Origin of the sequence: Pseudomonas sp. CAM1A (assembly GCF_047501685.1) — a bacterium.
Classification (GTDB): Bacteria; Pseudomonadota; Gammaproteobacteria; order Pseudomonadales; family Pseudomonadaceae; genus Aquipseudomonas.
The window spans coordinates 512,565-526,206 of the sequence record NZ_JBFNXP010000003.1; the positions used below are offsets into that span (position 1 = coordinate 512,565).

Here is a 13,642-nt window from a genome sequence, read left to right on the forward strand (position 1 = left end):
GGGCAAGCCCGCTTCCACAGCGTGATGTGTGGCAACGGGCTTGCCCTGCGATGGGGCCGGGTCTGGCTTACAGCAGCTCGAAGCTCTGCTGCTGCACCGCCTCGGAGTCGAGGCCGACCTGCACGTTGAACTGGCCAGCTTCGGAAACGTGCTGCAGTTGGCCATTGTAGAACTTCAGGTCCTGCTCACTGATGTCGAAGGTCAAGGTTCGCGACTCGCCGGCCTTGAGCATCAGCTTCTGGAAGTTTTTCAATTCCTTGACCGGGCGGCTCATCGACGCGCTCTGGTCCTGGATGTACAGCTGCACCACGGTCTCGCCGTCACGCTTGCCGGTATTCTTCACGACGACCTTGGCCTTGAGGGTCGCGCCACGCTTCAGCTCGGTCTGCGACAAGGTCAGGTCCGACAGTTCGAAGCTGGTGTAGCTCAGGCCGTAGCCAAACGGATACAGCGGGCCGTTGGGCTCCTCGAAGTACTGCGAGGTGTAGTTGCCCGGCTTGCCTGGGGTGAACGGGCGACCAATGCGCATGTGGTTGTAGTACATCGGGATCTGCCCGACCGAGCGGGGGAAGGTGATGGCGAGGCGACCGGACGGGTTGTAGTCGCCGAACAGCACGTCGGCGATGGCGTTGCCGCCTTCGGTGCCGCTGAACCAGGTTTCGAGGATGGCGTCGGCCTGCTCGCGCTCCCAGGCGATCGACAGCGGCCGGCCGTTCATCAGCACCAGCACCAGGGGTTTGCCAGTGGCTTTCAGCGCCTTGATCAGGTCGCGTTGCACCGCCGGGATCTCAAGGGTGGTGCGGCTCGACGATTCGTGGGACATGCCACGGGATTCGCCGACCACGGCGACCACCACGTCCGACTGCCTGGCGGCCTTGACCGCTTCGTCGATCAGTACGGCGGCGGGGCGTGGGTCGTCGACGATTTCCGGCGCGTCGAAGTTGAGGAAGTTCAGGTAGTCGAACATCGCCTTGTCGCCAGTGACGTTCGAACCTTTGGCATACACCAGCTTGGCCTTGCCTTCCACGGCGCGGCGCAGGCCTTCGCGCACGGTGACCGAGTGCTGCGGTTTGCCGTCGGCGGCCCAGCTGCCCATCATGTCGATCGGCGCATCGGCCAGTGGGCCGACCAGGGCGATGGTGCCGGCCTTTTTCAGCGGCAGGGTCTGCTCGCGGTTTTCCAGCAGCACCAGGCCGCGACGCGCCACATCACGCGCGGCTTCGCGGTGCAGGCGGCCCTCGGCGTAGTAGTCCTTAAGGTCGGTTTCAGGCTTGGGAATGCGCACGTAGGGGTCTTTGAACAATCCCATGTCGTACTTGGCGCCCAGTACTTCACGCACCGCCTGGTCCAGTTCGGCCTGGCTGACCTCGCCGGACTTCAACAACCCGGGCAGTTCTTCGCCGTAGAGGGTGTCGTTCATGCTCATGTCGATGCCGGCCTTGATTGCCAGCTTGGCGGCTTCGCGGCCGTCACGGGCGACGCCATGGCGGATCAGCTCCTGGATGGCGCCGTGGTCGCTGATGGTCACGCCCTTGAAGCCCCACTCCTTGCGCAGCAGGTCGTTCATCAGCCAGGTGTTGGAGGTGGCCGGCACGCCGTTGATCGAGTTCAGCGCCACCATCACCCCGCCGGCACCGGCGTCGAGCGCGGCGCGGTAGGGCGGCAGGTAGTCGTTGTACATCTTCGGCAGGCTCATATCGACCGTGTTGTAGTCGCGCCCGCCTTCCACCGCGCCGTACAGGGCGAAGTGCTTGACGATGGCCATGATGCTGTCGGCATTGGCCGGGCTCGAGCCCTGGAACGACTTGACCATCACCTGGCCGATCTTCGAGGTCAGGTAGGTGTCCTCGCCAAAGCCTTCGCTGGTGCGGCCCCAGCGCGGATCGCGGGCAATGTCGACCATCGGCGCGAAGGTCATGTCCAGCGAATCGGCGGCCGCTTCGATGGCCGAGGTGCGGCCGACCTTGGCGATGGCGTCCATGTCCCAGGACGAGGCCAGGCCCAGGCCGATCGGGAAGATGGTGCGCTCGCCATGGATGGTGTCGTAGGCGAAGAACATCGGGATCTTCAGGCGGCTGCGCATGGCCGCGTCCTGCATCGGCCGGTTCTCCGGGGCGGTGCGCGAGTTGAAGGTGCCGCCGATGCGTCCGGCGGCGATTTCCTCGCGGATCTTCGCGTGGGGCATTTCGGGGCCGATGCTGATCAGGCGTAGTTGGCCGATCTTCTCGGCCTCGGTCATCTGGCTGATCAGATGGTCGACGAACGCCTGCTTGTCCTGCAGGGGCGGGGCGATAGGGGCGGCAAGGGCCGCCTGACTGGCAAGGCCCATGGCCAGGCCCAGCAAAGACAGTTTCATCATCAATTCCGTTGTCGAGTGATAGCGGTGGGCCGAGACGTTTCGTACGCCTGTTGTTGTCGTGTCCGCTGGCCGTTTTGTGGATCATTCATCCATGATCCGACGCAGTCGCGGATTATGCCCTATATGAAGCACTTGTTGAGATACACTCTCGCCCACCCGATTGCCGGGATAACAACGATAAGAACGCTCGAGAGACGATGGCATGACCGAATACGAACAGCGCCAGATCGCCGAGGCGATCGCACGCGCCGAGCGGCGCACCGATGCGGAGCTTGTGACCGTGCTGGCCCGCCGCGCCGATGACTTCCCCTATCTGCCGTTGCTCTGGGCCGCCTTGCTGGCGTTGCTGGTACCCGGCGTGTTGCACCTGTGGCTGGGTGGTATCGGCGTCAATGGCCTGTTGCTGGCGCAGATGCTGACCTTCATCAGCCTGTGCCTGGTGTTGCGCCACCCGCGCCTGGCTGCCTGGGTGGTGCCGTCGATGTTGCGCCGCCGGCGCGCTTCGGGCCTGGCCCGCCAGCAGTTTCTCGAACTCAACCTGCAGCGTACCGCCGGTGCCACGGGCGTGCTGATCTTCGTCAGCGAAGCCGAGCGCCATGTCGAGATCCTGGTCGACGAGGGCATCGCCCGGCACCTGCCCGAGCAGGCGCGCGAGGCGATCGTCGCCCGTTTCACCGACCAGGTGCGCCAGGGCCATACCTTGCAGGGCTTCGTCGAATGCATCGAGGCCTGCGGCGAGCTGCTCAGCGAACATGTACCGCCCACCCATGCGCGCAACGAACTGCCCAACCGCCTGGTGATTCTCGACTGACCGTTGGCGAGCAAGGGTATGTTTCGCCAGGGGCACCATCGACGTAGAATGCCCGGCATTGCGCATCGCGCTCCCCGCATTTCGAGGCACCCGTTCCCATGTCTTCCCCTTCCTCCGCCCCTGGCGCGCCGGACGCGCGCGCCCAGTTCCTGAGCCTGCTCGCCGATGCGCTGGGCGACGGCAGCCTGAGCAAGCTGGTGCTGGCCCGCCATGTCGGCGCCGACCAGACCCTGCAGCGGATCATCGCCAAGCCGGTGCAGATCAAGGGCCAGGCCTGCCTGTCGTTGGTCTACCGTCACCAGACTCGCGACATCACCCGAAACCTGGGGTTGGACGAGGCTCAGGTCCTGGTGGCCGAACTGCTGCCCGAGGGTTTTCGCAACGCACACCTGTTCACCGCTGCCGGCGAGGTGCAACTGGAGTTCAGCAAGAAGGGCAAGCCGATGCTGCGCCGGCACCTGGCCCAGCAGGCGCCTCGTGAGGCGGGCGCGGTTGGGCATGATCGGCAGAAGAAGCGTTACCTGGAGCTGTCGCGGCCGTTCCTGCGCGACCTGGGGGTAACCGATGCGCAGGGCGCGCTGATCCCGTCCATGTCGCGCAAATGGAAGCAGATCAACAAGTTCATCGAGGTCTTCGACCATGCCTTGAGCGACGCGCCCGTGGACGCCCAGCAGAGCCTGAAGGTCGCCGACTTCGGTTCGGGCAAGGGTTACCTGACTTTCGCCATGCACGACTATCTGCGCAACACCCTTGCCCGTGACGCTCAGGTCACCGGCGTCGAGCTGCGTCCGGACATGGTCGAGTTGTGCAATGCCGCCGCCGCGCGCCTGGAGCACCCGGGCCTGGTGTTCGAATGCGGCGATGTGCGCAGCGTGGTGCCTGCGGCCATCGATGTGATGATCGCCTTGCATGCCTGCGACATCGCCACCGACTATGCCATCCACACCGGTATTCGCTGCAACGCCGCGATCATCATGTGCTCGCCGTGCTGCCACAAGCAGATCCGCCCGCAGTTGCACAGCCCGGGGTTGTTGCAACCAATGCTGCAGTACGGGCTGCACCTGGGCCAGCAGGCCGAGATGCTCACCGACAGCCTGCGCGCGCTTTACCTGGAGGCTTGCGGCTACGAGACCAAGGTGTTCGAGTTCATCTCGCTCGAGCACACCAACAAGAACAAGATGATCCTTGCGGTCAAGCGCCGCCAGCCCCAGGACAATGCGGGTCTGCTGGAGAAAATCGCCGAGCTCAAGGCGTTCTATGGGGTGCGCGAGCATTGCCTGGAGACCCTGCTGCAGGCGGATGGCCTGATCGCTGGGTGATCGACCTCGTCTGAACCTACAGTACTTTCGCAATCTCGGTTAGGTCGTTTCCGAAACGACCTTTTTGAGCCTTTTGCATCCCTCTCGGCACCTAGTCTGGCTTGTGATGGCGCCCGTCAGCGCCGTCTGGTTGTCACTTGACAACCATTTTTTTATGTCCATACTGGAGCTCGAACGATGGTCCGTCCCCTCCATCCAAACAAGGAAGTCGAGCAGTCCCTGAAGCACGCCGAAGCGCGGGGCTGGAAAGTCACGGTGCGAGGTGGCCATTGCTGGGGGCGGATTTAATGCCCTAACAACGACCGCGAGTGCCGCTGCGGCGAGTTCTGCATCACCAGCGTGTGGAGCACGCCCAGAAGCCTGGGCACTTTCGCTCGTCAGTTACGCCGGATTGTGGACAACTGTACGTCGACAAGCGCGAAAGCCAATCAGTCAGTGGAGCGAAAGTGATGGAGTACGAGTTCACCCTCAAATACCAATTGACCGAGGACATGGACGTCGATGCGCTGATCGAGCGCCTGGGGGAGGCCGGTTGCGATGATGCAGTGGTCGGTAGCGGCCAACCGGGCCGTCTGGCCCTGGCCTTCGCCCGCGAGGGCGACACGGCGCGGGAGGCGCTGCACAGCGCCCTGGCGGATGTGCGGCAAGTGCTGCCGGATGCCCGGCTGATCGAGGCCAGTCCCGACCTGGTCGGCCTGACCGATGTGGCGGAGCTGGTAGGGGTTTCCCGGCAGAACATGCGCAAGCTCATGCTCACCCATCACCGCAGCTTTCCGGCCCCGGTGCACGACGGCACGCTCTCGCTCTGGCACCTCGCCGATATCCTCTCGTGGATGCAGGCACGCGGTACGCATGCGGTTGCCCAGGCAGTCCACGAGCTGGCCATCGTGGCAATGCAGGTAAATGTTGCCAGGGCCCAGGAACGGGTGGCGAACGGCAGGTGATGCACTCCGTTGCATCATTGCCTGCCAGCGGGTTCAGAAGAACCGGGTCACGCTGATCTTGGCATTGCGTCCCTGGGTATAGGCGTTCTCGCCCGACAGCTCCGGCCGGATGGCCTTGTTGAACAGGTTGTCCACGGTCAGGTTGACCTCGGTGCCCTTGAGGTAGGGTTGCTGCGGTTTCCAGTTGGCGAACAGGCCGTGGATCTGGTACTTCTCGTTGCCGAAGTTGTCGTAGTAACGATCACCGAGCGCACTCGCGGGGCCCTCGAAGTACTTGTCGCTGGGCAGGTGGTGGGTGGCGCCGACGAACTGCGCGGTCCAGCCGACCCGGGCGTCCCAGGCCGGGATCTTCACGCCAAGGGTGGTGATCCATTTCGGTGCCGGTACATCCTTGGCCCAGACATCCGGCCCCCAGGGGTTGGTGTACGCACCCTCGTGGCGACCTTCCATCCACGAGTACGACACCGCGCCGAACCAATAGGTGGCGTCGTAGAAGGTCTCGATTTCGAAGCCCTTGTAGGTCACGTCGCCGATATTGCGGTAGTTGCCCATCAGCCCGTCGCCGCAGGTGTTGGCGATGGTGCCGCCGCTTGCCAGTTGTTCCTGGCAGCCGATGCCGGTGGCCTTGAAGATCTCGTCAGTGACCTTGTTGCGGAATGCCATGGTGCGAATTTGCGCACTGTCGCCCTGGCTGAACACGTTGGTGAAGGTGCTGATGCTGCCCACCCGTACACCGGTGATGCGCTCGGGGTCGAGGTTGCGGCTGGTGGCGGTGCGGCTGCCGACACCCTGCACCTCATACTGCTCATCCAGCACCGGGGCGCGCCAGGTCTTGCTGTAGTCGGCGAACAGCGCGGTCTGTTCGTTCATCTTCCAGAACAGCGACAGGCGTGGCGACCAGCCGCTGTAGGTCTTGTCGCTGTAGTCGTGGCCAGCAGTCGGGTTGTTGTAGTACGGCGCCTGGTTGGGCTTGCCCTCGTTGGTCACGTGGTCGTAGCGCAACGATGGGGTGATGGTCAGGTCGCCCAGGGTGATGGCGTCCTGCAGGTAGTAGCCCTGGCTGTCGACCTTGCCGCTGGGCATGAAGTACGGCTGGTAGTGACCATAGTTGTACTTGGGTACTTCGTAGGTCTTGCCGGGCATCCACATCTGCGTGTCGCGGTCATGGCGGCGCACCTGCACGCCTGCGGTGAGCGCATGTTCCAGGGGACCGGTGAGGAAGGTGCTAGTGTTCTTCACATCAAGCATACGGTCCTTGTACTCGGTGTCCATCTTGCGTCCACCGGTGGCGGGCTGGAAGAACGCCGTGGCGTCGCGCTCATCGGTCTGCTTGGTGTCCGATTCGGAGTACTTCACCTGCAGGTCCACCCACGGGTTCTCGATCGGTTGGTACTTGTAGGTGGCCGACCAGGTGGTGTCGATGGTGCGGCGGTTGGCGAGGAAGCGCTTGAGGGCGGCTTCGTAGCCGTACTTCTGGATATCCGCCGCAGTGGGTGGCGTGCTGAAGGCGGTCGATGAGAAGGTGGTCCAGCGCTGGCTTTCCGATTGTGCCCAGGACAGCCCCAGGCTGTGCTCGTCGGTGAAATGGATGTTGGTCTTGAGCAGGGCGCCGTCCAGGTCCAGGGCGCTGTAGGGGATGCGCTGGGGGTTGATCGGCCATTTGCCGGTGGGGTCGGGCAGGCTGTCGGCCATCTTCAGGTTGCCGCCGTCGCGCTTGGTGTAATACACCAGGCCGTCGATGCGACCGTCGTCGGTACGGCCGAACAATGCCGAGCTGTAGATCTGCTGGTGGTCGTTGCTGCCATAGCCGTACTTGAGCATCGCACCGCTGTTGCGGCCCTCCTGCAGCAAGTCGCCGGCGTCCTTGGTCTCCATGTTGACGCTGCCGCCGAAACCGCCGTTGCCGGTCTTGACCGAGTGCGGGCCTTTTTCGACCTCGATGTGCTTGATCAGCTCGGGCTCGATGAAGATGGTGCCTTGCTGATAGCGCTCGAAGCCGCTCTTGGGGGCTCCGTCGAGGGTCATTGGCACGTCCTCGGCGTCGCCGAAGCCCCAGATGTTGATGGTCTGGCCGCCGGGCTTGGACGAGCCGCCCATGTTCACCCCCGGCAGGGTCGCCAGCACGCTGGGAATGTTGCTGGGCTGGTACCGGTCGATCTGCTCCTGGTCGAGCGTCGAGCGCCCGACGTTGCCAGCATCGACCTGCTGGCCGTCACCAACGATGCTCACGGCACCGAGTTGCAGGCTGTTGTCGGCAGTCGGGTCGTCTTCGCGCAGGCGTACCACATAGGTGTTGCCCAAGCGCACCACGTTGAAGCGGCTGCCCACCAGCAGGCGGCTGATGGCCGCTTCGGCTTCGAAGTCGCCCTTGAGCGCCGGCGCCTGGGCACTGCCGAGCAGGGCCTCGTCGAACAGCAGTTGGACCTTGGCCTGTTGGGCCAGTTGGCTCAGCGAGCGCGCCAGCGGTTGCGCCGGCAGGTCGAACGGTACCGGTGCGGCTTCGGCGGCCAGGCTCATGGCCAGGCACAGGGCCAGCAATGTGGGTCGGACAGGCAGGCAGTGCAATGGACGCAACGCGGACAACATGGTTTCCCCCAAACGGCAAAAGGCCGGAAAAAGCCCGCCATCACGCGGCAGGCGGGGAGGAAGACGCGATGTTGCGACAAAACCTCACCTGCGAATGATAAAAATTCTCAAATTATTTTTTTTAGGGTCTGTACGAAATGTGTCTGCGCGAAGGCCAGACAAGGCGAAACGGGGGAAGGAAGCGGAGTGTACTGGAGTACATGAGCATTCCGAGCCCCGTTTCAACGCAGTATGGGCGAGTGCAGATACATTTCGTACAGAGCCTAGCGTCGCTCGATGCGCAGGCGGCCGTCGGCCAGCAAGGTGGTCTTGACTGGCAGCAGGGCGGGCAGGGCATTGAGCAGGGCGTCCGGATCATGGACATCGAGGTTGCCGGACACCTTGTAGCGGCCAAGCGTCGGGTCGGCCAGCACCACCGGCTGCTGGCGATACAGGCCGAGCTCGTCGATCAGGCTGGCCAGTTCGCGGTTGCGAAAGCTCACATGGCCCTCGCGCCAGTCGGCCACCTGTTGTTCGCCCAGTTCACGGCGGGTCAGGGTGCCGCGTGCCAGGTCGTAGGTGGCGCCTTGGCGGGCACCGAGCAACAACGGCGGTTGTCGTTCGCCGGGGGTGTCGAACGCCACCTGGCCGTGGGCGACCGCCACCACCAGTTCGCGGTCGCCCCGGCGCACATCGAAACCAGTGCCGACCACGCGCACGCGGCCGCTGCCAGCATCGACAAACAGCGGTCGCTCCTTGTCGGGTGCCACCTCGATATACAGCTGGCCATGTTCGAGCTGGATCAGCCGCTGTTCGGCGCTGAAGTCCAGGCGCAGGCGGGTCTGGGCGTTGACGTGCAGCTGGCTGCCATCGGGCAGTTGCAGCACCTGCTGGGCCTGGCTGGCGCTGATGCGTTGGCTGAAGGCTTCGCTGCCCGCGCCCAGGTTGCCGGCCAGTATGGCGCACAGCAGCGCCGCCGCCGTTGCCAGGGCCGGACGCCAGCGCGATGCCCGGCGTACCGGCAAGGGCACGGGGCGGTTGGCTTGCTTGAGTGCGGCAAGGTCATCCCACAGCTGTTCGAACTGGCGATAGGCGCGGGTGTGCTCGGGCGTCTGCATCCACCGGGCGAACGCCTTGCGGTCTTGCCGTGAAGGCTGGTTGCGGTTGCGGCTGAACCAGCTCGCCGCCTGGGCGTCGATCGGGCGCGGGTCGAGCTCGTCGGTGGGGGTCATGGGAACTGCTCCGTGCCGTTGTCACTGTCCAGGCGTTGCTTGCATTGCAGCAGGGCGGCGGCGATGTGCTTTTCGACCATGCTGACGGAAATGTTCATGCGTTCGGCGATCTGGGCCTGGGTCAGGCCTTCGAAACGGTGCAGCATAAGGGCTTCGCGGCGTCGCGGCGAGAGTTCTGCGAGCACCTGGCGCAATTGATTCAGCCGTTGCTGCTGCTGGGCATGCTCCAGGGGGTCGTTGGCTGGCGGGTTTTGCTCCTCGGGCAGGGTGTCGTCGGCCAGCACCGCGTGGCGGACTTTCTGCCGTCGCCAGTGGTCGCTCAGCAGGTTGCGCGCCACCTGGAACAGGAATGCGCGCGGCTGCTCCACCTTGGCCCGGTCCCGGTAGCCCAGCCATTGGGCGAACACATCCTGGGTCATGTCCGCGGCATCGCTGGCATTGTCCATGCGCTTGCGCAGGAAATGCAGGATGTCGGCATAGAAACCATGGGCGACGGGGTCGGGTTTGGGGCGCTGCATGCACGCTTTCCGGGGCTGGCGGGGAGGAAAGGGTGCGGATCTTATCGAGAATTATTTACATTTGCAAAGTGTGCTGTTCAGCGCCGTCGATCCTGTGCGGTCGGAACCGCGATGGCCAGTTCAGCCAAGCCCAGGGGGTGGCTGGAAGCATCGAAAAAGTGCAGCGGAACCTGCGAAAGATCGCCAAAGCGATCAATGAAGTGCTGCTTCTGGTTGATCACCGATGCCTCGCTCAGCGGTCGGATCGCGATGGCCAGGTGCTTGGGTCGCGCCTGGCGAATGGCGTCGCGCAGGTGCTGGTCGCTGGCATCCAGGTGCTGGCCGAACAAGCACAATCCGTCGTGTTCGCAGGCCAGCTGTCCCAGGCTCCAGGACAGGTAGTCGGAGTTGCGGATGGCGCGCAGCTTGTCTTCGCTGCGGCTTTCGTTGACGAACAGCGGTACTTCGCCGGGAATGTTCACGGCGAAGCCTTCGAGCAGTTCGGCCTGTTCCGCGCTGCGTCGGCGGGTACTGCCGTCGGGCAGCTTGAGCAGGTGCATGCCGCCGTGCAGGTGGAGGATGCGGATACCGTCGGCCTGGCTGCGGCGCACGTCGAAGAAGCCCTGTTCGTCGAACAGGTTGGCGAAACCTTGCGTATCCTCGGCCACGGCCCAGGGCAGGATCAGGTCGTAGTTGCTGGTGTAGACGCTGCGGTACTGGCGCAGCGCCTGGTTGATGGCCGAACGCGTCGCGCTGGGGAAGCGCGGCCAGGGCAGGTGCACGGCGCGCACCGCGTGGATCAGCGCTTCCTTGATCGAGTAGTAGCGGTTCAGCGGTGCGGTGGAGTTGATCGCCAGCGCGGCGTTGGCCCGCACGGTGGTGTTCAGGGTGCTGAGCAGCGGCTCGAACAGCTCACTGCCCAGGGCCTTGAACAGCGCCTGGTCGCTCACCCCCAGCGCCTTGTGCCGCACCCGCTGGGCCTCCTCGAACAGCGAGAAGTAGCCGAACGGTTTCCACAGCGCGCGGCTGGCACCATTGCCCAGCAGCAGGGCGGTGCTCGGGTGGCGCTGGTTGAGGTCGGCCCAGGTGGGCAAGTGGGCGTCGAGTGCGGGCATGGGCGGTCCATTGGGTGTGGCGGAAAACGCCGGGGACTTTAGCATGTCATGCAGAGTGTGCGAGGCTTGCGCCCTCAAGGACTGCACCGTTGACCTTGCCGGCGTCTTCCAGAGGCCGGCCCCGATCTGCAAAGGACTACCCATGTACAAGACCCTTCTCCTGGCCACCTTGCTGGCGAGTACTGCGGCCCATGCCACCGACGGCAAGGCCCTCGCCAAGGCCCAGGACATCCCGCATCCGGCCGTGATCGCCCACCGTGGCGCCTCGTTCGACGCGCCCGAGTCCACCACACCTGCCTACCTGCTGGCCCGCGAACTGGGCGCCGACTACCTGGAGATGGACTTGCAGCGCACCCGCGATGGCGTGCTGGTGGTGGTCCACGACGATGTGCTGGCACGCACCAGCGACGTCGCCGAACATTACCCCGAGCGCAAGGCGAGCCCGGTCAGCGCCTTCACCCTGGCCGAACTCAAGGCGCTGGACGCCGGCAGCTGGTTCAACAAGGCCTATCCCGAGCGTGCCCGCGAAGCGTTCAAGGGCCAGCGTATCCTGACCCTGGACGAAGTGATCGATATCGCCGAAGGCAACCCCGAGCGTCACCCGGGCCTGTATATCGAGACCAAGGAGCCGGCGCAGTTTCCCGGTATCGAGCAGGACCTGAAAAAGCGCCTCGAGGCCCGTGGCTGGCTCGACAAGCCGGGCAAGGTGATCTTGCAGACCTTTGATCGCAACAGCCTCAAGCTGCTGCACGAGGCCATGCCGCAGGTGCCGAAGATCCTCTTGCTGTGGGTGGCCAAGGGCAGCATCGAGCCGGCTTCGGGGCAGGACTTCGCCGAATCCGGCGAGCAGGATAAATCGGCCTTCTATGCTCGTCAGCAACCCAAGGACCGTGCCGAGTTCCAGCGCTGGCTCGACTATGCCAAGGCCGGCGGCGCCATGGGTACCGGCCCTTCGGCTGTCCGCACCCACCTCGGCGAGCAGAGCTACTCCGACCTGATCCAGCCGTGGATGAACCAGGCCAGCCACGACAAGGGATTGCTGGTGCACGTATACACCCTCGACGAGGCGGTGGATTTCGACAAGGCGATGAAAGCCGGCGTCGACGGCATCTTCACCAACCGTGCCGGTGAGCTGATGCGTTTCTATAAACGACCGATGCCACAGAACGAAGGCCAGTTGCTGCGCACGCTGGGTTACTGATCGGCAACATGATGCTGGCGATGGCCGAATGACATGTGTGAGAATGATAGGAATTCCTATTAACGGCCCTCGCCACATCCGCAATGACCTCCCTTTCCAGTTGGCAGGCCCGGCCAGCCCTCCAGGCGGCCGTCGACGACCTGCTTGCCCATTACAGTGATCTGCGCCGCTACCTCTGCGGGCGGCTGCGCAATCCTGACGACGCCGCTGATATCGCCCAATCCAGCTTCGCCCAGGCCTACGCCCATGCCCTCAATGCACCGGTGATCAATGCCCGGGCCTTGCTGTTCCAGGCTGCGCGCAACCTGTGCATAGACCAGTACCGCCGGCGCAGCACCGAACTGGCGACGCTGGAGGACTGGCTGGCACGGGCCGACCGGCTCAGCCCCAGCGTTGAAGAAATCATGATCGCGCGCGAACAGTTGCAGCACCTGATCGCACGCATCGAACGCATGCCCAAGCTGCGCCGCGAAGTGTTCGTGCGCGTACGTCTGCACGGCCACAGTCACCGTGAAGTGTGCGAGGCCCTGGGGCTGTCGGCCAAGTCGGTCGAGTTGCATATCGCCCGGGCGGTCTTCGACCTGTCCGAGCTGCGCCTGGCGAGCCGTCATGACTGAGCCGGCCGCGCCACGCAAGGTGCAGCAGGCGCTGGTCTACCTGGCGGCGCTGCAAGGGGATGATCCCGAACGCGTGCGCAAGACCCATGGCCTGGCGCAGCGCTGGCGCGGTCGCAGCGCCGAGCATGAGCGCGCCTGGCTGGAGGCCGAACAGCGCTGGCAACTGGTTCACCGCCTTGCCCCGCAACTGCGTGGCGCCTTGCAACCGCAGGCCTGTGATGTGGGGCGTCGGCGGGTGCTGCGCCAGGGCGGCGCGCTGGCCTTGCTGCTCGCCGTAGGCGGCTGGCTGGGCTGGATGTACAAGCGCACCGCGCCGTTCCGGCAGGACCTGCAGACGGCCCACGCGCAAGCGCCGCAGGCCTTGGCATTGCCCGATGGCAGCCAGCTGCTGGTGGCGGCCGAAAGCAACCTGCGCGTGCGCTTCGATCATGGCCAGCGCCAGGTCCTGCTGCTGCACGGCAATGTCTATTTCGATGTGGCTCATGAGCTGTGGCGACCGTTCCTGATCAGCACGCGCCTGGGCGTGGTACAGGTGCTGGGCACTGCATTTACGGTCAGCGACCGTGGTGGCCAGGTCCAGGTCGCGGTGGCCAGGGGGCGGGTACAGGTACGCGACCTGCAGGGCGGCGAACAGGTGTTGCAGGCTGGCGAGCGTATCTGCCTGGAGGGCGAAGGGCGGTTGGGCAGCCTGCGCGCCGGTGGCCAGTACGGGCCAGACCAGGCGCATTGGCAGCGTGGTTGGTGGTCGTTCACCGACCAGCCGCTGGTCGAGGTGATCGGCGAGCTGAACGCCTATGCCGCGCAGGCCGTGAAGGTCGATCCCGGGCTGGTCAACCTGCGATTGACCGGGAGTTTCCCCAGTGACCGGCCTGAGGTATTGCTCGATGCCTTGCCGGGAATCCTGCCGGTCAGCGTGCAGGAGTTGGGTGGGCAACGTCTGATCGTGCCGCGCTGATCTTCTGAAAAACGTTTGAGGGGTAAA

The 13,642-nt window shown here is 64.5% G+C and carries 11 protein-coding genes and 1 pseudogene; 7 read left to right on the forward strand and 5 right to left on the reverse strand.

What is annotated here, in order from left to right:
• Window positions 1-67 precede the first annotated feature (67 nt).
• The gene (gene bglX / locus ABZO33_RS10795; protein WP_414536014.1) at window positions 68-2,359 is read right to left on the reverse strand and encodes a beta-glucosidase BglX; all 2,292 of its coding nucleotides are present in this window, start codon (window positions 2,357-2,359) and stop codon (window positions 68-70) included.
• A gap of 202 nt (window positions 2,360-2,561) precedes the next feature.
• Here bglX and ABZO33_RS10800 point away from each other — a divergent pair, with 202 nt between their 5' ends.
• From ABZO33_RS10800 to ABZO33_RS10815, 4 genes and pseudogenes are all read left to right on the forward strand, one after another.
• A complete protein-coding gene (locus tag ABZO33_RS10800; protein ID WP_046856900.1) occupies window positions 2,562-3,170 on the forward strand; it encodes a TPM domain-containing protein in 609 nt (202 codons plus the stop codon).
• 98 nt (window positions 3,171-3,268) lie between these two features.
• On the forward strand, window positions 3,269-4,489 hold the full coding sequence (locus ABZO33_RS10805; RefSeq protein ID WP_414536015.1) for a class I SAM-dependent methyltransferase: 1,221 nt from the start codon (window positions 3,269-3,271) through the stop codon (window positions 4,487-4,489).
• Window positions 4,490-4,666: 177 nt separating this feature from the next.
• Window positions 4,667-4,939 (forward strand): annotated as a pseudogene (locus tag ABZO33_RS10810) (hypothetical protein).
• Window positions 4,939-5,433, forward strand: a complete 495-nt coding sequence (locus ABZO33_RS10815) for a helix-turn-helix transcriptional regulator (RefSeq protein ID WP_414536016.1) — start codon at window positions 4,939-4,941, stop codon at window positions 5,431-5,433. Before ABZO33_RS10810 ends, ABZO33_RS10815 begins: the two are co-directional and overlap by 1 nt.
• Window positions 5,434-5,466: 33 nt before the next feature.
• On the opposite strand, the gene ABZO33_RS10820 is transcribed toward ABZO33_RS10815, so the two are convergent.
• The 4 genes from ABZO33_RS10820 to ABZO33_RS10835 form a co-directional block, all read right to left on the reverse strand.
• Window positions 5,467-8,019, reverse strand: a complete 2,553-nt coding sequence (locus ABZO33_RS10820) for a TonB-dependent hemoglobin/transferrin/lactoferrin family receptor (RefSeq protein WP_414536017.1) — start codon at window positions 8,017-8,019, stop codon at window positions 5,467-5,469.
• A gap of 263 nt (window positions 8,020-8,282) precedes the next feature.
• Window positions 8,283-9,230, reverse strand: a complete 948-nt coding sequence (locus tag ABZO33_RS10825) for a FecR family protein (protein ID WP_414536018.1) — start codon at window positions 9,228-9,230, stop codon at window positions 8,283-8,285.
• Window positions 9,227-9,748: an RNA polymerase sigma factor gene (locus ABZO33_RS10830; protein ID WP_414536019.1), complete on the reverse strand. Its 522-nt coding sequence runs from the start codon at window positions 9,746-9,748 to the stop codon at window positions 9,227-9,229. Before ABZO33_RS10830 ends, ABZO33_RS10825 begins: the two co-directional genes overlap by 4 nt.
• A gap of 77 nt (window positions 9,749-9,825) precedes the next feature.
• On the reverse strand, window positions 9,826-10,842 hold the full coding sequence (locus ABZO33_RS10835; RefSeq protein WP_414536020.1) for a DUF4917 family protein: 1,017 nt from the start codon (window positions 10,840-10,842) through the stop codon (window positions 9,826-9,828).
• Between the two features lie 142 nt (window positions 10,843-10,984).
• Here ABZO33_RS10835 and ABZO33_RS10840 point away from each other — a divergent pair, with 142 nt between their 5' ends.
• The 3 genes from ABZO33_RS10840 (at window position 10,985) to ABZO33_RS10850 (ending at window position 13,615) form a co-directional block, all read left to right on the forward strand.
• Window positions 10,985-12,043 carry a glycerophosphodiester phosphodiesterase family protein gene (locus ABZO33_RS10840; protein ID WP_414536021.1) on the forward strand — a complete coding sequence of 353 codons (1,059 nt, stop codon included), beginning with the start codon at window positions 10,985-10,987 and terminating at the stop codon, window positions 12,041-12,043.
• 83 nt (window positions 12,044-12,126) lie between these two features.
• Window positions 12,127-12,660, forward strand: coding sequence for an RNA polymerase sigma factor (locus ABZO33_RS10845; RefSeq protein WP_414536022.1), 534 nt, complete (start codon window positions 12,127-12,129; stop codon window positions 12,658-12,660).
• Complete coding sequence (locus ABZO33_RS10850; protein WP_414536023.1) at window positions 12,653-13,615, forward strand: FecR family protein; 963 nt, start codon at window positions 12,653-12,655, stop codon at window positions 13,613-13,615. Before ABZO33_RS10845 ends, ABZO33_RS10850 begins: the two co-directional genes overlap by 8 nt.
• Window positions 13,616-13,642 lie beyond the last annotated feature (27 nt).